Here is a 21,301-nt window from a genome sequence, read left to right on the forward strand (position 1 = left end):
TGTCTCGAAAAGAAACAACAAAATTACTCTACGGCTCGGTTCAGTGCTTGCTCACGGGGATTTTGGGCCCCGTCTATTTGCGCCGAATGATTCATTATTGATGAGCATATCAACTACATGGAAGTAGTTGAAGGACAGCCGGAACAGGGACGTTCCGTCTGTCCGTTAGTGAATCTGATGAAGCATGAGGATGAAGCAAATATCGGGGTGTCCTTGGGAGTGAAGAGGGTATTGGACAAGCAATACCCTTTTCCCGACGCCACTCGGCAGTGGCAATGTGCCCACAGGCACAAATAAGATGACAGCAGGTCAAGCTGCGGTCCTTTTTATCCTGCGGGTGACTTAGTGTTGTGGCTACCGCCACAAGAATGTCGGGGCGCCGACTGCGCCCTACTTTTGTATCGTCAAAAGTAGGCAAAACCTCGCTACGCACTGTGAATCCCTCCACAGAGCTACGCGGCTCGCCATCCATGCCTCGAAAAGAAACAGCAAATCTCTGCGGTTCACCTCAACTCTCGCTCACGGAGTTTGAAACTCCCCCTCTGATTCGCACCGAAGAATAGCGCAGATTTTTTAGAGTGAACGACAGGACGTCGTGAGAAGACAACCGGGATAGGGATTTCCCGTTTGTCTGTTCCCTCAAAAATCTAGTTATTCTGAGGAATTATGCGGATTTGGGGGCACCCTGGGGGTTGTTAGGGGGACTGAATGAGCAGCCCCTGCCATACAGGATGTATCAATGCCGTGGAAGGCAGGGCGGAGTTGCACAGCAACGAAGCGAGAGCAATGGACTGCGAACTGGAAAAAGCTATCAGGATGGTAGCAGCCTGGGAACGGCCTGACCCGCAGGTAGCTATCGTCGATTACCATCCCTGATAATCTCTCCCTGCTCGGTATCCATATCTCGCGTTTCATTGCTCCGGGAGCAATTACACCCAATAACAAATAAGACCAAGATTAACTCTGAAGCTGAGTCAAAGAGATGGTTTCTATTCCCCGTGAGCGAGCGCCGAATAATAACTTGAGTATTGGAGGTTGAGCGACAGGACGTCGCGAGAAAACAACCGGGATAGGGATATCCCATTTGTTTGATGCCTCCAATTCCATGTTATTTTGAGGAAGTAGCGAGATCTGGGGCGCCCCGGGAGATGCAAGAGGGTACGGGCGAACGCACCTTCTTGCCTGCCGCCGGTCAGCACCGGCACACCTGTGGCGAAGCCACATCATTAATCGGCCGAAGGACAAGTAGCCTCCCGCAGGGAAAAAAGCTCTGCTAACTGCAAGTCAATTTATCTCAGGGGGTTTCTGAGAGCCCCTGTGTTCAGGGGCTCGGCTAAATTAGTCTGATGACTGAGGCGACGGACTCATGCTTTTGGAGCGAACCGCCTGGACAGCGCGCACCAGACGGTTCAGGCCATCATCCAGCTTAGCGCGCGGACAACCGGCGTTGAGGCGTAAAAATCCTAACCCTTCCGGGCCGTAAGTCTCTCCCGGCATGATGACCACTTTCTCATGATGGATCATCTGCTGTTGTAGCTTTTTCATATCCAGCTCCAATGGGCGCAGATCCAACCAGGCGAGGTAAGTTGCATCGGGGATCCGGTAGCCTATCTCAGGAAGCTCTTCGGTCAGGCGCTTTTTGATATGCTGCAGATTCTCTTGCAGATAGTCACGCAGTGCATCCAGCCATTGGCTGCCCTGCTGGTAGGCACAAAGCAGCGCCTGCAGCCCCAGGATATTGGGAGAGCCCAATCCATCCTGTTTTATTAGTTTATCCAGATAACCCTGACGGGTTTTCTCACAGGCGATCAGGGCGTAGCTGCCCCCAGCGCCGGAATATTGAAGGATTTGGTAGCTGAGCTCAGCAGCGCCCAGCTATCACCCGGCTGAGCCACCTCGACCCAGGGGGTGTGGGGGCGAAAGCTCATGTCCATGTGAATCTCATCACTGATCACCCGAACCCCATGATGCTGGCAGATTGCCGCCATCCGCTCCAGCTCACCCTTGCTCCAAACCCGCCCCGTGGGGTTGTGGGGGCTACATAGCAGTAAAATTTTGCAGCTATCGCGAGCGGCCAGAGTCTCAAAGCTGTGCCAGTCAATCTCGAATCGCCCCTGTTTCTGTAACAGCGGGCAGGGAAGTATGGTCCTGTTGTTCCCATCGAGAACCTTATAAAAGCCGTTATAGGCGGGGGTGTGCAGCAAGACTTCATCGCCGGGTTCGGACCAAAGCTGCAACAGGGCTCCCAGCTGGTAGAGCACACTGGGACCATACACCAGCATCTTGGAGTCGATATTGCAGTCAAAGCGCTGCTTAAACCAGTGCTGGATCGTTGCATAGTAGCTTGGATGATGCCACAGACTATAGCCAAGAACCTGGGTTGTCAGGTGATGCTTGAGGTGCTCCTCGATACAGGGAGCCGTCTTAAAGTCCATATCCGAGATGGTAAAGGGTAACAGCCCGGCCTCACCATAATCATCGGCGATGCCATCCCACTGGACTGAGTAGCTGTTGCGCCGCTCGACCGGCTGATTAAAATCGAACACTGATCTCTCCGCTTATCCTGTTGAGGTGGGCCCAGCATAACAAACCCTTAACAGTGTGGGCAGCTTTATCGATAACTCATATACACTGGCTCATCTTCCACCTCGAATGAGATTCCTTTGACGACCCCCATCAAAAAGTTAACAATCAATAGGGTAAGGAATCACACAAGCGGATAGCACAGGGAGATGGCTGTGGAGCACAGAGATAAGTCTGTCAACAAAACTCTGCCGGGGAACTCAATCTCGATCACCCAGCCCGGGGGCCCGAGATGAACTCTCGAGCTCTCAGAGGCCTGAGTGCCAGCCTACCCCGTAACAACCTCTTTTCTGAGGAGGATGCCCTTCACTACCTGTCGGAATCCCAGCGCCAACGCAAGCCTCTGACCACTTTTTTGATTGAAAACCAGATCATCAGCAGCGAAGCTCTGGCCCTTTTTTGTGAGCAGGAGTATGGCCTGCCCCTCACGGACCTGGATACCTTCAATCTGGATGAACTCCCCTCCCAGTATCTCAACGAAGCGCTGATCGAGAAATATCATGCGTTACCCGTATATACCCAGGGGCAGACGCTGTTTCTTGCGATGTCGGACCCAACGAACCTGGAGGCTCTTGAAGGATTTTCGTTTCATTTTGGCCTGCATACCGAAGGGCTGTTGGTCGAGGAGATGCAACTGCAAAAAGCGATGCACAAGGTCCATGAGCAGGGGTGGAGTAATTATGTTCAGGAGCCCCTGGAGGATGGATTTGAGCTGATGGAGGTTGTGGAGGAGCAGGCCTATCAGGAGAGCGGGGAAGATAGTGCCGAAGATGATGCGCCGATCGTGCGCTATATCAACAAGCTGCTGATGGATGCGATTCGCCAGGGAGCCTCGGACCTGCACTTTGAGCCCTATGAGTTTCAATACAGGGTTCGCTTTCGTATCGATGGTATCCTGCATGAGGTAGCCTCACCTCCGGTGCAGTTTACCAACCGTTTTGCCGCACGTATCAAGGTGATATCAAAACTGGATATTGCCGAAAGAAGGTTGCCTCAGGATGGACGGATCAAGCTCAAGCTGGGCAAGGGAAAGAATATCGATCTTAGGGTCAGCACCCTGCCAACCCTGTGGGGAGAGAAGCTGGTGCTACGGATCCTAGATTCATCGACAGCCAAGCTCGATATGGAGAAATTAGGTTTTGATGCCCAGCAGTTAGAGCTGTTTGAGCAGACATTGCAGGCCCCCCAGGGAATGATCCTGGTAACAGGGCCAACCGGTAGTGGTAAGACCCTTTCTTTGTATGCCGGGTTAAATACTCTCAACGACTCGGTGCGTAATATCTCAACGGCCGAAGATCCGGTTGAAATCAACCTCCCCGGGATCAACCAGGTGCAGATCAATCCTAAAACCGGGCTGACTTTTGCCAGTGCACTGCGCGCTTTTCTGCGCCAGGATCCCGATGTGGTGATGGTGGGGGAGATCCGCGATCTGGAAACCGCAGAGATCGCCATCAAGGCGGCTCAGACCGGTCACCTGGTGCTTTCCACTCTGCACACCAACTCTGCCGCTGAAACCCTGACCCGCCTGCTGAATATGGGGGTCGCGGGTTACAATATCGCCTCATCGGTAGGGCTAATCATGGCCCAGCGATTGGTGCGCCGCTTGTGCCCTCACTGTAAACAGAAAGAGAACCTCAATGATGATAGGCTCCGGGAGCTAGGCTTTAGTGAGCAGCAGCTCGCCAATGGTGTCGAGCTTTACCGCGCCATTGGCTGTAAAGAGTGTGCCGCAGGCTACCGGGGACGGATCGGGATCTATGAGTTATTACCCATGACAGATGGGATCGCAACTCTGATCATGCAGGAGGGAAATTCACTGGATATCGCCCGGCTGGCAAGGCAGCAAGGGATGCAAACCCTTAGGGATTCCGGATTAGAAAAGGCCCGCCTCGGGCTCACCAGCTTGAGCGAAGTCAGCCGGGTCACCGAGTGATCGCTTAAGGCCTTCATTGTGCTGCGCACTGCTGATTTTCAACTGCGCTGCATAGGCCGGTGCTGACCGGCGGCAGACAAAGGGGCAAACGCCTTTCCCCTTTGCAATCCCCTACCGCCCCGGATCTCGCTTTATCTTCACAATAACAGGGAATTTGAGGCATCAAACAAACGGGATGCATATCATCCATAATATGCCTTCCCAGTTCGGCATCCTTCCTCTCGTTTCGTTACTTAGAAAGTAACTTCACCCCTATCCCGGTTGTTCTCTCGCGACATCCTGTCGCTCGACCTCAAATTACCAAATTATTGCTCAGCGCTCGCTGACGGTGGTTTAAATCTCCCCTTTGATTCACACCGAAGAGTCACGTTGGATTTTGAGATTGAAGGATATGGATATCCTGAAAGCAGGGCCGAGCCATGGATGGCTCGTTTCTGCGTATCTCAAAAACCAGTGGCTCTGAGGAACGGTGTGAATCGAGGGGCACCCTCGGGGTTGTTAGGGGACTGGGTGAGCAGTCCCCCTGACCCGTAGTCCGCGGCCGGACAATTGTGCCCACAGGCACACAATGCTGACCGCAGGTCAAGCTGAACCTGTTTTATCCTGCGGATAGCCGTTTGCCACTTCGTGGCAATTGTCGGTCTCGCCCGACCGGCGAGTCACTTTTCTATCAAGAAAAGTAACCAAAAGTTCGCTCCGCGCTGCGAGTCCCTCCGCAGAGCTGCGCAGCTCAACATCCTGTCTCGAAAAGAAAAAACATAATTATTCTACGGTTCGCCTCAGTGCTCACTTACGGGGGGTTAGTTCTCCCCTTTGATTCGTGCCGATGAATCATAAGGTGATTTGATGTTGAGCTGCATGGACGCTGCGAGTGCGCAGCCAGTATAGAGATATACTGTCTGCACTGTGCTTCAAAACACTATGATTTGAGGGATATGTGAATCGAGGGGCACCCTGGGGGTTGTTAGGGGGAGTGGGTGAGCAGCCCCTGCCATACAGGATGTATCAATGCCGTGGAAGGCTGGATGCCTGGGAACGGCCTGACCCGCCGCCACTCGGCAGTGGCAATGTGCTGCAAGCACAAACCCCAGTCCGGAGGACATCTGCATCTAGTGCAGAAATAGCTGACCGCTGGTCAAACTGCGGTCTTTTTTATCCTGCGGATAGCTATTGGTGGCTATCGCCACTGGTGTCGGGGGTGCCCGACGGCACATTACTTTTGTATCGCCAAAAGTAATCAAAAACTCGCTACGCACGATGGGTCCAACCATCGACCTTCGCGGCTCGGCGTCCATGCCTCGAAAAGAGACAGCAAATCTCTGCGGTTCACCTCAACTCTCGCTCACGGGGATTAAACTTCCTCTCTTCGATTAGGTTCAATGATTCCACATTAAGATTCATGAATGATCGTAACGGTCCCCCAATCTAAATCGAAGAGGTGGTTTGAGATCCCCCTTTGATTCGTGCCGATGAATCATAAGGTGATTTGATGTTGAGCTGCATGGATGCAGCGAGTGCGCAGCCACGCCATGGACGGCGTGTTTGCGCTGAGCTTCAAATTCACCATAATTTTGAGGAAAGACAAGAATCAGGGGGCACCCTGGGGGTTGTTAGGGGGAGTGGGTGAGCATCTCTGCCATACAGGATGTATCAATGCCGTGGAAGGCAGGATGCCTGGGAACGGCCTGACCCGCCGCCACTCGGCAGTAGCAATGTTCCCACAGGCACAAAACGCTGACCGCACGTCAGGTAAACTATACGTGTGGCACTCGCATAGGAGTGCCGGGAACCCCTCAATAAATGCTACACTGAAGCCATCAGAAATAGCCCCTCCTCCCCATGAGCTCAGTACGAAAAATCGCCCTATTAGATATGGATGCCTTCTTTGCCGCAGCAGAGCAGCTGCGCCATCCTGAGCTTAAAAATCGCCCATTCGCGATTGGGGGATCGCCGCAAAAGCGTGGGGTAATCGCCACCGCCAACTACCTGGCCCGGCGTTTTGGGGTCAAGAGTGCCATCTCATCGGCCCGCGCCCTGCAACTGTGCCCTCAGCTCACCCTGATCCCGGGTGATTACAGCTATTACAAACAGCTCTCCGGGCAGGTCGCCGATATTATCCACCGCTACTGTGACAAGGTAGAGCAGGCCTCGATCGATGAGTTCTACCTGGATCTCACCGACTCCCCCCACTTTCAGGGCAGCGCTTCTCTCATCATGGAGGCGATCCGCAGCGAAATTCGTGAGCTGGGGATCACCGCCTCGGCCGGGATCTCTTCCATCAAGATGGTGGCTAAGATAGCCAGCGATGATAATAAACCCGATGGCCAGAAGGTGGTGCCCCCCGAAGAGCTGTTCAGCTACCTGGCAAAGCTGCCGCTGAAGCGGATCCCGGGGGTCGGCCCCTCCTCATTGGCCAAGCTACAGGGCGGTGGTTTCTATCTTGGAGCGGATATTCAGCAGGCTGAGCTCGGTGATCTCACATCTCTGCTGGGAGAGCGTCATGGCCAATCCCTGTTTAATCGCTGTCAGGGCATTGATCCCCGAGAGGTAGTGACAGAGAGAGTCCGCAAGAGCAAGGGGGTTGAAAATACTCTGGCTGAAGATATTGACCAACTCTCACAGGCTGAAGCCATCATCAGTGATGAGCTCTACCCGGAGCTTCTCAGGCGCCTCGGTGAACCGGTGGCCAGTCAATTCAAGATCCACTCCCAAACGGTCAAGCTCAAATTCAATGACTTTAGCCAGACCACCGCCTCTCATAGCTGTAACCGGCTCTCTGCCGTGCTGTTTATCCAGCTGTTGCGTGATGCCTGGCAGCGTTCAGCGGGGCGCAGCGTTCGCCTCATAGGAATCAGCGTGGCCCTCGCCGATGAGGGGGAGCAGCGTCAATTAGAGCTGGATCTCTAGTTCAGCTAAACGCTCATACGTATAGCACTTATCCGAGTTATTTTATTTACAGCAGTGCTACAAACAATGTCGGGGGTGCCCGACAGCACATTACTTTTGTATCGCCAAAAGTAATCAAAAGCTTACTACGCGCTGCGTATTTATCATCCCCTGATAATTCTCCCCAGCTCGATGGTGACCATCCTTGGTCACCCGTCCCAGTTCAGCATCCTGCTTCTCGTTTCATTGATCTACAAGCAATTCCACGCTATCTCGCGTTACGTTGCTCCTGGAGCAACTTTACCCCTCCGTAGAGCTTCGCGGTTCGCCGCTTACCATCCCTGATAACCCTTCCCAGCTCAATATCCCTACCTCACGCTATGTTACTCCGAAAGTAACTTCGCCCATGGCTCAAGTTAGATGAATGAGCAAGGTATTTAAGCTATACGAAACTAGTTAAATTTCCTGCGCTATAAGCATCGATGCAGTGGCGCTGCTACCCTAATAAAAAAGCCAACAAGAAATAGTGTATGCGGCTGATGTTCAAAGCGATGCTCGCCGCCCTGGTTCTCGGAATCGGGATCTGGTTAAGCGCCGAACCTATCTATCAATGGGTGGATGAAAAAGGGATCACCCATTATTCGGATGCCCCGCTTCCGGAGGCTGTGCAGGTCGAGCGTAAACTGCCTCCGGCGGTCCAGCTCGAATCGCCTACTCTTCCACCACCTTTTAAAGAACCTGAAAAAATCGAGTATGAAGTCACTCTCACTCAACCCTCAGATAATTCGACCATTCGTAGCTACCAGGGGAATATGGTTGTGTTGGCTGAAATCACTCCTACACCGCCTAAGCCATACCGCATGCAGCTTTGGGTGGATGGGCGGATGATCAAAGAGCTGGAGTCTCAGGCTGGACTGCAAGTACAAGATCTGAGCCATGGTAAACATACGATCTTATTAAAGTTCATCTCGGATAAAGGAGAGACTCTCGCTGAGTCAAAAGCAACCACAGTGTTTATGGTCCGTGGAGCAACTCAAAACGCCGATAAAAAGCCAACCAATTGAAAATAAAGTTATTTACGGCATAGACTCCCCTGGACTTTCCCTCTCATCCAGCACCTGTTTCACTGTTATAGCCTATACTCAATCGATATAACTCTTAACTTCAAATGAGCCAGCACCAACGATGAGGTTCATGAATCAATTTCGAGCTTTATTGCTGACTTTGGGGATCCTGGGCTCAGCTCATGCCATCGCAGGCACGAATCCTCCTCCACCTCCTACGGGAGAAAACCCAACATTTCCTAAGGTTGCGCAAAGCCATAGCGCGAGCGGTGTATTGAATATGGAGCCTTCCGGGCAGATACGCTCCAATTTTTACCAGTTTAAATATGACTCAACCGAACCCACTCCTCTGGGTTCAACAACCTGTGAAGAAAGAGCTTGTGAAGCCACCGGGGATTATGAGCAGGGCCTTGAGCTTGATCAGGCTGACTTCCCGACAAATACAGCAACAAATGATATCAATATCGATAGCTGGCTAAGCTGTGCCTGGTATAGCCTCTTTGGGATTGGTCAGGGGAATTATGATCAGATCTACATCACTCGAAGTAATTGCAGTATCCGAATCGCAAACAATACCAAAATCCGAACACTAAGATTACGAAATAATGCCCAGGCCACCTTTTCAGGACAAGGCTACTGGATTGAAGACCTTGATATGGATGACGCCAGACTGCGAGTTTCAGCCCTAAGCCAACTTAATATAAAGGTTACCCTGGTTGCCAGAAACGCGACAATCAACACCGACAACCCCAGCTCAGCTCTCACCTTCGTCATCTACAACTCACAAAATACCGGTAGTGAGCCATTTTACCTGGTCAATACATTAGCTAATGCACTGGTCTATGTTGAAGGTGCAGCTTTAATCCAAAACTCCACCCTCTCCGGGGCTGTGCATACGAATCGCCTCAGTATTACCCAAAACGGGGTGCTTATTGATGAAACATCCTCAGAGCCCAGCCTGATTCTTGACAGCCCATCGACTGGAAATTGCCTTGGGAGCCACCCCATTACAATTAGAGCCTACGATGCCCAGGGTGATCTGGATATTGACTATACGGGAACCGTTAGCCTCACAGTCAATGAAACTCCAAGCGGTACTGTGACCTGGAGCACACAGGGAGCCCAGGGTGTACTAACGCCAAATGAACCCAATGCAACCTATCGCTTTGTCGCAGGTGACTCAGGAGCGGCCCCCCTTGCCTTTACCTATGACAAAAAAGGCACAGTAAACATTTCAGCGACAGCGAGCGGCATGAGCGGTGCCAGCAAGTCAATCGACTTCCAGGCAACCTCATTGCAATTTACTCCAAAGACAACCTCGCCCCACAGTGCAAATACAGATGTCACCATAGAGGTCAGTGTATTAGAACAAGGTGAATGCACAGTAGAAACCGCAATCGTGGGCTCACAAACACTCTCGGCCCAGTTTGATTATGTCAGTGAAAACAAGAGTATCCCTGTCAGCCAGCTGACCATTGCAGGGGAGCAAAAGCCAGCAAATAGTGCAAAGCAACTTAATTTGACATTCAGCTCAGGAAAATCTGAGTTCATTATCAACTACCCCGATGCTGGAAGTATCAGCCTCAGCGGAAGTCTCACATCCAATAATTATGAATACATTGGGAGCAGCTCCCTCTACTGGAGACCCCACGCACTATACATCAGCCGGGTCTATGACCAGCAAAGCACTAATAATCCTGGTGGAACAGCCAGCTCCGGAAATGCCTTCATCTCAGCCGGCACTGACTTTAAAGTCGATATAGAAGCGGTCACAGCCAATTGTGCACCGGCCAGCGGAAACTGCACCACCGAGAGTTATGACTCCACGATAGATCCAACCAAGATGTCGGTAGGAGATATCAGTTTCACCAATATTCAGGCGGTTTCCCCATCAAATGTCGATGGAACCCTTAATCTTAGTGGTGCCGTCCCTACATTTAGTCGGGGCAAATTAACCGCAGCGGTTAATTATAGTGAAGTCGGAGGCATGACTCTTGAGGCCCAATCACAGCTCGAATTTCCCGGTATTACCAGTACGGTCAGCGGAGCCTCATCCACCATCGGCCGTTTCTATCCAGATAAACTCACCCTTGATGCCTTTATTCCCACCATCAATGCCTGCCCCGCTTTTAGTTACTTGGGAGATGAAGACGCCTTGACCGATGCAAGCCTGACTCTCAAGGCTAAGAACAAATCCGATGTTATTGTGCGCAACTATAGTTATCTGCGAGGTTACACCAAACAAGCCACCCTCAAGCTTTACCTGCTACTTGGCCAAACAGACACCAGTAATCAGGTGGAGCGCCTCATTCCGGACTCATCCTGGCCGAATAGCGGCATAATCGACAACACCTTATGGGGAAGCGGCCAGGATGACCAGTATGTCTATAGCGGTTCGATGGGGATCTCCCGAAAGATCACGGATGGAGTCTTAGGAGACGGCCCCTATAATCAGGCAAAATTAGGTCTATTGGCCTCAGGCGGTGATGGTGAGCAGATTGAGATCCCAGGCAGTGATGACCAACTGGTAGTTGGTGGCGAGACCACCCGGCTGCTGGGCGAGCTAGCCGTTCCCGGTGGGACCGCTGCACCGTTTTGGTTGGGGCGGATCAACCTTCAGGGAGTCAGGGCTCAACGGAGCGATATAGACCTTAAACCCATGGTACGTCTTGAATACTGGGATGGCGATAGTTTTGAGATCAATAGCTTAGATAGTTGTACTGTTCTTGCGGATAACCTGATGACGTTCAACGGAGCAGCAAAGCCAGCCTCGGGAGGCTCAGTGAGCCTGGACTGTGCAGATATCGATGGTTGTGACCCGACAAAAACAACAGCCATCTCTTATAACTTGGCTCCGGGAGTAACCCGACTTAATACCTGTGACGGAGATTATGCAGCAAGCTCAACCGACTACGGATTACTGTTATGCTCACCGGGTTCCCTGGGGCGAGTCAAGATCACACTCCCCCTCACGGGCAGTTCGCTGGAATATCTGAATCAGCAGTCTGGTACCACCAGCAACTGGATCGATCCACCCCAGGTTGAGGCCCTGTGGGGAGCATACAACAGGGACAATCGGATCATGTATCGCAAGCACAACTATTAATTCAGCCCCACACTGAGTATTGCTTTTCAAACCAACACTCAGATGAGATGCTATAACTAAAATGATCAGGGACAGTGGTGAGGTATGATGGAAAACTTCTGGCATTGGATCCAATCTGTTTTTTTTGCCCCGGGAGAATGGGTATTACACAATTTAGTTGAGAACCTTCCCCGCCTCTCAGCCGCTTTAGGCCTGACGACAGCTAGCTATCAGGGGTTGTTACCCATGTTTATCTCGGCTCTGGTATGGCTCTACCTGCTGTTTATCTGCTCAAAAATAGGTCGGTTGTTCAGAGGCGAAGCAACCATAAAGAAAACTGACAAGTACATTAATGGCAAACACCTCATTAGCTCACCTTCATGGTTCTTTCTCGGCACTATCTTTGTGTTATTTTTATTTTTTTTACTTCTTCTTGCGAAGTAGTTATCTCAATAGAAAACAGATAATTAGCTGAATGGTCATGTTTCAGATCTATTGCTGATATCATTGATGCACTGGTATCAACGGCACCGGCCTGCTGCTACTGGGGTGAAGCTTCAAGGAAGCGAAGCGAAGCGAGAGGTAGGATACTGAGCTGAAAAAGGGGATCAGGGATGATACCTGTGCGGTAGCGTTCCAGGGATGAGTTCACAACGTATCGGTTGCCATACACCCCGAGTTAGGCTACAAAACTTTTTAGCAACTCCCACCAAAAACACCCGGCACCAAGGCCGGGTGTTTGGTTATACCGAGCAGCTAACGGTTAGATATCACTATCCAGAATGAGTCGCTCATCATCTATCATCTGCTGTAAGATCTCACTCTCACTTAGACCTGGATAATCATCTCTGAGATCAACGCCCTCCAGCACCACGGTTTGAGGTGTCTCGGTATCATCACCATTGGTCCAGACCTGAATAATGCTCGCAGGCCCATCCTCATCCTCACTGAAACTCAGCTCAAGATAGTCACCAATTTCCTCTTCGGCAACGTTATCCAGTAGCTCACTCAGATCCACCACATCTTCCTCTTCAAAATCTTCAATGCGATGGATAACGACCTCGTCCTCCTCCAGGTCGAACGATGGAATAACAAACTCATCCTCCTCACCTTCAGCGCCTCTCAGGATATTAATTGTTGAAACCTCAGATGTATCATCCTGGAAGTCATCCGGATCTAACTCAATACCCTGACTGGTTGGTCTGAATTCAAGGAAGATATCATTGAAGTCATTATCTCCCAGCTCAGGAAGGTCCTCAGTTGCAATTGCCAGTGACCCAGTTCCATCTTCATGCACTTCAAACTGGAAGTGATCTTTGCCATCGACGTTGAATGAACTGTCAGTGAAATAGACTGCCTGCTCATCACCGTTGACTGTGGCTGTATAGGTTCCATCTTCACCCAGGGTAAACTCAATATCCTCGGGATCGATCTCACCATGGTTCTTGGCACCATTGGCCAGGATGAACATACCAACCTTATTGCTCACATCATAGGAAGCCAATATGTCACCTCTATCCGGAGCTTCGAGACCACGGTAATCTTTGGATGCCTCCATGATAATCTCAACATTGATGATATTGCCCTGCTCATCCAGATTATAGGTTCCGAGAACATTCACATAACCTGCATCCTGTCCTTTGAAGACAATATCGTAGTCCCCCTGGTTGATATGGATATCCAGGGTTGAGCTGGCAGTCAGCCCATGCTCATCGGTAATGGTGTAATCAAACTGCTCATGCAGATAGTGATCACCATTTCGTACCAGCTCATGATCGGTATCGAGCTCATAGGTGTAGCTACCATCAGCATTGAGTTGCAGAGTTCCATATTCACCGGCCAATGTGCCTCCTACGACTCCTGAGTCACCGTCCACGGCAACAACACGGATTGCATCACCATTTGGATCACTATCATTATCCAAAACGTTGCCATTTATCTCGGTATCACCGACTTCCGGATTCCAGGCTGCACCATGCACACTACCGTACCGGCCTAGCTCAATAGTATTATGCACATCGTGGACAACCGGAGAGCCTCCTTCAAAGTCAAACTCATGGACTAGCTCTTTACTGGTCAGAGCTAACAGGTGGCCATCATCATCAATTGCAAGTCCTCGGTATTCCCAACCGGAACCAGTACCCTGATAGAACTTACTGACAACACTGAGGTCATTAAGATCAATGCTATAAATAGCCTTGTAAGCTGCGACATAGAGCACCGAATCGGCTACAACCAAATCCCCCACATGGCAGATTCCAGAGCCATTAAACTTAATACGACCCAGATCACTAATCGCTCCTGTTGCAATATCTATCTGATAGAGGTGACTTGAGTTAGACTTCATCGCCAGCAAGGTATCATCAGAAACATCACCCAGAGCTGACCACTTAGAGCTTGAGAATGACAGGCTCTGAGTATCCAGAACCACACCCGCCTCATCCAATGTATAGAGCGTACCGTGACCGATGCCATAGATAGAACCGTCAGCAGTAATAGCTATATCTTTGATTGAGTTGTTACTGGTATGTGTGGTTGTCTCATTCTCTTCAAGATCCAGTGCTCCAAGCTTGCCTTTCCACCCATGGCTATACTTGAATCCATTCCAGAACATCTCGCCATCGTTATACTCCAGTCGGCCCTCATCAGGATTGGCTTCAGGAGGCAGGTTATGGTCGATAATGGTTGTTTCAACCTCGGTTTGAGCTCCAAGGCGTGATTCTCCTCCCTGGGTTGCGGTTAACTGGACTGTGTAGGTCTCGTCACCTTCGATCAGTTGATCAGGCAAGATCTCTACTGTTACCTCCGCTGAGAGCTGACCTGCAGGGATAGTCACCTGAGTGACCCCTTCCTGATAATCCACACCATCACCGGTAGCACTGCCAGGCTGGTATGCAAGACTGACTACTATATCTTGCTCGGAAACCTGGGACAGACTGATGGTATAGGTTGCCAATGTTGGCTCATCTTCACCCTTATCATCTTCCTGGGCAAACCCAGGCTCTTGAACCTCTGCAGGTCCGGACAGGGTTACGAATGGGCCATCTTTCTCTTCACCCTCATCGTCCAAAATAGTAGTTTCAACCGCCTTTGGATTACCAAGACGAGACTCACCACCCGAGGTACTCTTGAGCTTGACGGTAAAGGTTTCATCATCTTCGCTCAGTGCATCATCAGTAATAGGTACGCTCACTTCGGCGCTGAGCTGACCGGCGGGAATTGTGACCTGCAGATCACCTTCAGAGTAATCCACACCAGAACCTTCTGCTGTACCCTCAATGTACTTAAGCTTGACGGTTATATCCTGCTCAGACACCTTAGTTAGCTGTACGGTATAGACAGCTTCACCATCGGACTCTCCAACCTCTTCGGGACCAAACAGCTTCACTCTTGGACCATCTTTATCCCGACCTTTATCATCAAGAATGGTGGTCTCAACACTGGTTTGCTGCCCAAGCCGGCTCTCTCCACCAAAGGTACCAGTTAATTCAACTGTATAATCCTCATTTTTTTCAGACAGAGCATCATCAATAATGGCAACACTCACCTCGGCACTAAGCTGCCCGGCTGGAATTGTCACCTGAGGAACCCCCTCTGAATAATCGACCCCGGCCCCCTGTGCAGTTCCAGGCAGATAGCCAAGGCTAACTGTAATATCCTGCTCAGATGTCTCAGTTAGTGAGACGGTATAGATTGCCGGGCCATCAGACTCACCAATCTCTTCTGGTCCTCTGATATTAACAAATGGACCATCCTTCTCTTCACCTTCATCATCAAGAATGGTGGTTTCCACGCTAGTATTGAAACCAAGGCGAGACTCACCGCCTTCAGTCGAAGTTAACTGAACGGTGAAGGTTTCATCCTCCTCAGTCAGAGCATCGTCATTAATGGCAACCGTAACCTCAGTGGATAGCTGACCTGCGGCAATGGTGACCTGTGCTACCCCCTCTGAGTAGTCAACACCTGCGCCAAGCGCAGTACCAGGCAGATAACCCAGGGTTACAGTGATATCCTGCTCAGAAGCCTCCGTCAGGCTCACGGTGTAGATCGCATTACCGTCTGACTCACCAATCTCGGCCGGGCCACGCAGATTCACAAATGGACCATCCTTATCATCACCCTCATCATCGATGATGGTGGTTTCAACGCTATCGGCCGCTCCCAGGCGAGATTCACCGCCCGTGGTTGAGGTGAGCTGAACGGTATAGGTTTCATCCTCCTCGGTCAGGGCATCGTCGATGATTGCAACCTGCACCTCGGTGCTGAGTTGGCCTGCGGGAATGGTCACCTGAGTGACGCCTTCTAAGTAATCCACACCACCACCGGTTGCCGTACCAGGCAGATAGGCCAGATCAACCACTACATCCTGAGCCGAAACCTGAGACAGGCTTATGGTATAAGTTGCAAAGTGACCTTCAGGCTGAACAGTGAGCCTTACAACATCATCACCTTGCTGCTCAGCACTCTCATAGATCTCTGATGGACCGGAGATGGTGACAAGTGGACCATCCTTATCATCACCCTCATCATCGATGATGGTGGTTTCAACGCTGTCAGCAGCGCCCAGGCGGGATTCTCCACCCGTAGTTGCGGTGAGCTGGACGGTATAGGTCTCATCCTCCTCGGTCAGTGCATCATCAATGATGGCAACCTGAACCTCGGTGCTAAGTTGCCCGGCAGAAATGGTCACCTGAGTGACGCCTTCTAAGTAATCCACACCGCCACCGGTTGCTGTACCAGGCAGATAGGCCAGATCAACCACCACATCCTGAGCTGACACCTGAGATAGGCTGATGGTGTAAGTTGCAAAGTGACCTTCAGGCTGAACAGTGAGCCTTACAACATCATCACCTTGCTGCTCTGCACTCTCGTAGATCTCTGATGGACCAGAGATGGTGACAAGTGGACCATCCTTATCATCCCCCTCATCATCAATGATAGTGGTTTCAACGCTATCGGCCGCGCCCAGGCGAGATTCACCGCCCGTGGTTGCGGTGAGTTGAACGGTATAGGTTTCATCATCCTCGGTCAGGGCATCATCAATGATGGCAACCTGAACCTCGGTGCTAAGTTGCCCGGCAGGAATGGTCACTTGAGTGACGCCTTCTAAGTAATCCACACCGCCACCGGTTGCTGTACCAGGCAGATAACTCAGATCAACCACTACATCCTGAGCCGAAACCTGAGACAGGCTGATAGTGTAAGTTGCAAAGTGACCTTCAGGCTGCTCTGTAAATTTCACAAAGTCATCACCAAGCTGCTCTGCGCTCTCATAGATCTCGGAAGGACCAGAGATGGTGACAAATGGACCATCCTTATCATCACCCTCATCATCGATGATGGTGGTTTCAACGCTATCGGCCGCTCCCAGGCGGGACTCTCCACCCGTGGTTGAGGTGAGTTGAACGGTATAGGTTTCATCCTCCTCGGTCAGGGCATCATCAATGATGGCAACCTGCACCTCGGTGCTAAGCTGCCCTGCCGGAATGGTCACTTGAGTGACGCCTTCTAAGTAATCCACACCGCCACCGGTTGCTGTACCAGGCAGATAGGCCAGATCAACCACCACATCCTGAGCAGAAACCTGAGACAGGCTGATGGTATAGGTCGCAAAGTGCCCTTCAGGCTGCTCAGTCACCTGTGGTACAAAGTCATCACCAACCAAACCAGGGGGATCGATCTGGGTCTGCCCCCCTCCACTCTCATAGATCTCGGAAGGACCAGAGATGGTGACAAATGGACCATCCTTATCATCACCCTCATCATCGATGATGGTGGTTTCAACACTATCGGCCGCTCCCAGGCGGGACTCTCCACCCGTGGTTGAGGTGAGTTGAACGGTATAGGTTTCATCCTCCTCGGTCAGGGCATCATCAATGATGGCAACCTGCACCTCGGTGCTAAGCTGACCTGCCGGAATCGTTACCTGAGTCAAACCTTCTAGGTAATCGATACCACCACCGGTTGCAGTGCCGGGCAGATAACTCAGATCAACCACTACATCCTGAGCTGAAACCTGAGACAGGCTGATGGTGTAAGTTGCGAAATGCCCTTCAGGCTGCTCAGTGAGTCTTACAACATCATCACCGGGTTGCTCTGCACTCTCATAGATCTCGGAAGGACCTGAGATGGTGACAAATGGGCCATCTTTATCATCACCCTCATCATCAATGATGGTGGTTTCAACGCTATCGGCCGCTCCCAGGCGGGATTCTCCACCTGTAGTTGCGGTGAGCTGGACGGTATAGGTCTCATCCTCCTCGGTCAGAGCATCATCAATAATAGCCACCTGAACCTCGGTGCTGAGTTGACCGGCAGGAATGGTAATCTGAGTCAAACCTTCCAGGTAATCCACACCGCCACCGGTTGCTGTGCCGGGCAGATAGGCCAGATCAACCACCACATCCTGAGCAGAAATCTGAGACAGGCTGATGGTATAGGTTGCAAAGTGCCCTTCCCCCTCCAATTCACGGGCCTGCTCAAAATCATCCCCACTCTGGTCGGCACTCTCGTAGATCTCTGATGGACCGGAGATGGTGACAAATGGACCATCCTTATCATCACCCTCATCATCGATGATGGTGGTTTCAACGCTGTCAGCTGCGCCCAGGCGGGATTCTCCACCCGTAGTTGCGGTGAGCTGGACGGTATAGGTCTCATCTTCTTCGGTCAGGGCATCATCAATGATAGCCACCTGAACCTCGGTGCTGAGTTGACCTGCCGGAATCGTGACCTGAGTCAAACCTTCCAGGTAATCGATACCGCCACCGGTTGCCGTACCAGGCAGATAGGCCAGATCAACCACCACATCCTGAGCTGACACCTGAGACAGGCTGATGGTGTAAGTTGCAAAGTGCCCTTCCCCCTCAAATTCGCGGGTCTGCTCAAAATCATCTCCACGCAGGTCGGCACTCTCATAGATCTCTGATGGACCTGAAATGGTGACAAATGGACCATCTTTATCATCACCCTCATCATCGATGATGGTGGTTTCAACGCTGTCAGCTGCGCCCAGGCGGGATTCTCCACCCGTAGTTGCGGTGAGCTGGACGGTATAGGTCTCATCTTCTTCGGTCAGGGCATCATCAATGATAGCCACCTGAACCTCGGTGCTGAGTTGACCTGCCGGAATCGTGACCTGAGTCAAACCTTCCAGGTAATCGATACCGCCACCGGTTGCCGTACCAGGCAGATAAGCCAGATCAACCACCACATCCTGAGCAGAAACCTGAGACAGGCTGATGGTGTAGGTTGCAAAGTGCCCTTCACCCTGTTCAATGAACTCCTCAAATTCATCACCAAACTGCTGTGTTGCACTCTCGTAGATCTCTGATGGACCGGAGATGGTGACAAATGGACCATCTTTATCATCACCCTCATCATCGATGATGGTGGTTTCAACGCTGTCAGCTGCGCCCAGGCGGGATTCTCCACCCGTAGTTGCGGTGAGCTGGACGGTATAGGTCTCATCTTCTTCGGTCAGCGCATCATCAATGATAGCCACCTGAACCTCGGTGCTGAGTTGACCTGCCGGAATCGTGACCTGAGTCAAACCTTCCAGGTAATCGATACCGCCACCGGTTGCTGTGCCGGGCAGATAAGCCAGATCAACCACCACATCCTGAGCAGAAACCTGAGACAGGCTGATGGTGTAGGTTGCAAAGTGCCCTTCACCCTGTTCAATGAACTCCTCAAACTCATCACCAAACTGCTGTGTTGCACTCTCGTAGATCTCTGAAGGACCTGAGATGGTGACAAAGGGACCATCAAGATCCTCACCTTCATCATCCAGGATAGTTGTGGTTACACTGTTATCCGCCGCTATCGTAGCCTCAGCTCCGGAAACATTAGTGATAGTCACCGTAAAATCTTCATCATCTTCAGTAAGCGCATCATCAATAATGGAAACAGGAAGCTCAACACTGGTAACTCCGGCTGGAACTAAGACCAGAGTGGCACCTTCCAGGTAATCCACCCCTCCACCCGTAGCTGAACCCGCCAGATAAGTTAATTCAACTTCCACATCCAGATTAATTGGTTTATCCAGTTGAACGGTATACACAGCCTCACCGTCAGACTCACCAACAAATTCAGGCCCGAGCAGTGATACTTCAGGGCCTACGGTCAGATCATTAATAAAGCTAAGCGCTGTAGCTGTTGTATTTACCGTTGCACCGGTATCTATATTTGCAGTTATCGTAAACTCTTCCAGATCCTCGATCAGTTCATCACTGAGCGTTGGTAGCCGCAATTGAAGGTCTGTTTGGCCAGCGGGTAGGGTTACAGGATCAGAAGTCAGATCAAGGGAGACAACGCCAGACAAAGGCTGCCAGGTACCGGAAGTTGTATCAAAAAATTCAAGCTGGGTTGAAAGGTAATCCAGAGCATCCTGGGCTGAGTCACCGGCGGCACCAATTTCCATAATGAAGGTAAGAGGCTCATCCGTTGCAGCATCTAAGGAGATAGTCATTAAACTAAATTCACCTTCATCAACTGTACTTCCGGTGAGAGTAAATGTTGGGACAAAGGACGGGATAAAAGGCGCAGTTGTGTCATCAGGTGCTTGATCCGGACCTGCACCTGGTCCATCTGTATCAAACCCAGCCTCAGCTAAAGTTTCTCCACCAGATCTTTCAATGGTAACTCCTCCGGCATTCTCACTTCCTGCTGGTCCCCCTTCACCCGCAGCCGCCGCTTCAAATGCTTCGGTTGGGTCGGTACCATCTAAAATAGCCTGCTGTAATGCAGCAAGATCAACATCCTCTGCACTCAGCGCTTCCGCACTCAGCCCCTCTTCAAAAGTCATAGGTAGAGAAAATACACTGCTTTGTTCCAGAGTTTGAGAATAGTTTTCTCCGGTAATCTGCAACGAAGCTTCCTGCTCAGTCACAACCAGGGTTCCACCACTCAGCTTCATACCTTCGGTCAAGGGAACCTGTTCGCCCTGAGCGTTAATATAATATGCATCACCGTTTATCTGAGTAATGACATAGGTCGTGGTTTCGTTTGTAGTGGCCATGACGATTCACCTAGTTGGCTGTCTCTAGTACCTAAATCCTAGTGTGTCTCCCCAAAACCTCCAGCCAAAACAAGATCCATACGACAACTAATTTCAAAACGTTCTAAGGATGATGAAACCGAGATACCAGACTTATAAATTTTCGATACAAAGATTATTTCAAATCACTTTTTCTCTAAAAAAATGAATAATCAATATTCATGGTTCACTATTTGCTTAAAAGTTTATGCATAGATCTGGAGCTCAAATTTGACGCTTGAGGGGTAAATTCTATCCTTATAGAAGGCAGGTTTTGTCTGATTCAATCATGTCAGGAGGGACGATGAGGGCGGTCACTAAGTATTCTCTGGGCATAACCCTGCTGGAGCTCATGATCACTGTTGCGATCGTTGCTATTTTGGTGGCGGTTGCCTACCCGAGCTATATCAGCTTCACCACAGAGAGTAATCGCAGTGAAGCTAAAACCGCACTACTAACAGCAGCTAACCTCCAGGAAAACTTCTTTCTTGATAACAATCAATATGCAACCACAATGGCGCAACTCTCATTATCTGCAGCAACCGCTACCGGTCTATATACCCTGAGTACAGCCTCAGTGAACACAGCTGCAGACTTTACTCTAACTGCAACAGCCCAAGGCAGCCAGGCCACTAATGATGCTGCCTGCTTAACCTTAACACTTACCCAAGATGGTACCCGCTCCGGTACCAGTGCCGACTGTTGGGATTAAA

9 protein-coding genes are annotated in these 21,301 nt (G+C 50.9%); 6 read left to right on the top strand and 3 right to left on the bottom strand.

What is annotated here, in order from left to right; genetic code table 11:
- Positions 1-1,338: 1,338 nt before the first annotated feature.
- The gene (locus tag DB847_RS26445; RefSeq protein ID WP_325049097.1) at positions 1,339-1,752 is read right to left on the bottom strand and encodes an aminotransferase class I/II-fold pyridoxal phosphate-dependent enzyme; all 414 of its coding nucleotides are present in this window, start codon (positions 1,750-1,752) and stop codon (positions 1,339-1,341) included.
- A 56-nt stretch (positions 1,753-1,808) separates the two neighbouring features.
- Positions 1,809-2,546, bottom strand: a complete 738-nt coding sequence (locus tag DB847_RS26450) for an aminotransferase class I/II-fold pyridoxal phosphate-dependent enzyme (RefSeq protein WP_325049098.1) — start codon at positions 2,544-2,546, stop codon at positions 1,809-1,811.
- A 269-nt stretch (positions 2,547-2,815) separates the two neighbouring features.
- On the opposite strand from DB847_RS26450, the gene pilB reads away from it, so the two are divergent.
- From pilB to DB847_RS19355, 5 genes are all read left to right on the top strand, one after another.
- Entirely contained in the window at positions 2,816-4,516 is a 1,701-nt protein-coding gene (gene pilB, locus DB847_RS19335) for a type IV-A pilus assembly ATPase PilB (RefSeq protein WP_108652167.1), read from the top strand.
- A 1,839-nt stretch (positions 4,517-6,355) separates the two neighbouring features.
- Positions 6,356-7,423: a DNA polymerase IV gene (gene dinB / locus DB847_RS19340; protein WP_108652168.1), complete on the top strand. Its 1,068-nt coding sequence runs from the start codon at positions 6,356-6,358 to the stop codon at positions 7,421-7,423.
- Positions 7,424-7,932: 509 nt separating this feature from the next.
- The gene (locus tag DB847_RS19345) at positions 7,933-8,466 is read left to right on the top strand and encodes a DUF4124 domain-containing protein (protein WP_108652169.1); all 534 of its coding nucleotides are present in this window, start codon (positions 7,933-7,935) and stop codon (positions 8,464-8,466) included.
- Positions 8,467-8,596: 130 nt separating this feature from the next.
- Positions 8,597-11,572, top strand: a complete 2,976-nt coding sequence (locus DB847_RS19350) for a DUF6701 domain-containing protein (protein ID WP_108652170.1) — start codon at positions 8,597-8,599, stop codon at positions 11,570-11,572.
- Between the two features lie 87 nt (positions 11,573-11,659).
- A complete protein-coding gene (locus tag DB847_RS19355) occupies positions 11,660-11,995 on the top strand; it encodes a hypothetical protein (protein ID WP_159084758.1) in 336 nt (111 codons plus the stop codon).
- A gap of 319 nt (positions 11,996-12,314) precedes the next feature.
- On the opposite strand, the gene DB847_RS19360 is transcribed toward DB847_RS19355, so the two are convergent.
- Positions 12,315-20,570 carry a retention module-containing protein gene (locus tag DB847_RS19360; RefSeq protein ID WP_108652172.1) on the bottom strand — a complete coding sequence of 2,752 codons (8,256 nt, stop codon included), beginning with the start codon at positions 20,568-20,570 and terminating at the stop codon, positions 12,315-12,317.
- Between the two features lie 322 nt (positions 20,571-20,892).
- Here DB847_RS19360 and DB847_RS19365 point away from each other — a divergent pair, with 322 nt between their 5' ends.
- Positions 20,893-21,300: a type IV pilin protein gene (locus DB847_RS19365; protein WP_108652173.1), complete on the top strand. Its 408-nt coding sequence runs from the start codon at positions 20,893-20,895 to the stop codon at positions 21,298-21,300.
- Position 21,301: the final 1 nt, after the last annotated feature.

It is taken from the genome of Dongshaea marina (assembly GCF_003072645.1).
GTDB classification, from domain to species: Bacteria; Pseudomonadota; Gammaproteobacteria; order Enterobacterales; family Aeromonadaceae; genus Dongshaea; species Dongshaea marina.

Excerpts from the sequence above, each read along its gene's own strand:
- dinB (WP_108652168.1), top strand. The coding sequence starts at position 6,356 with ATGAGCTCAGTACGAAAAATCGCCCTATTAGATATGGATGCCTTCTTT.
- DB847_RS19350 (WP_108652170.1), top strand. The coding sequence starts at position 8,597 with ATGAATCAATTTCGAGCTTTATTGCTGACTTTGGGGATCCTGGGCTCA.
- DB847_RS19365 (WP_108652173.1), top strand. The coding sequence starts at position 20,893 with ATGAGGGCGGTCACTAAGTATTCTCTGGGCATAACCCTGCTGGAGCTC.
- DB847_RS19360 (WP_108652172.1), bottom strand. The coding sequence starts at position 20,570 with ATGGCCACTACAAACGAAACCACGACCTATGTCATTACTCAGATAAAC.
- pilB (WP_108652167.1), top strand. The coding sequence starts at position 2,816 with ATGAACTCTCGAGCTCTCAGAGGCCTGAGTGCCAGCCTACCCCGTAAC.
- DB847_RS19355 (WP_159084758.1), top strand. The coding sequence starts at position 11,660 with ATGGAAAACTTCTGGCATTGGATCCAATCTGTTTTTTTTGCCCCGGGA.
- DB847_RS19345 (WP_108652169.1), top strand. The coding sequence starts at position 7,933 with ATGCGGCTGATGTTCAAAGCGATGCTCGCCGCCCTGGTTCTCGGAATC.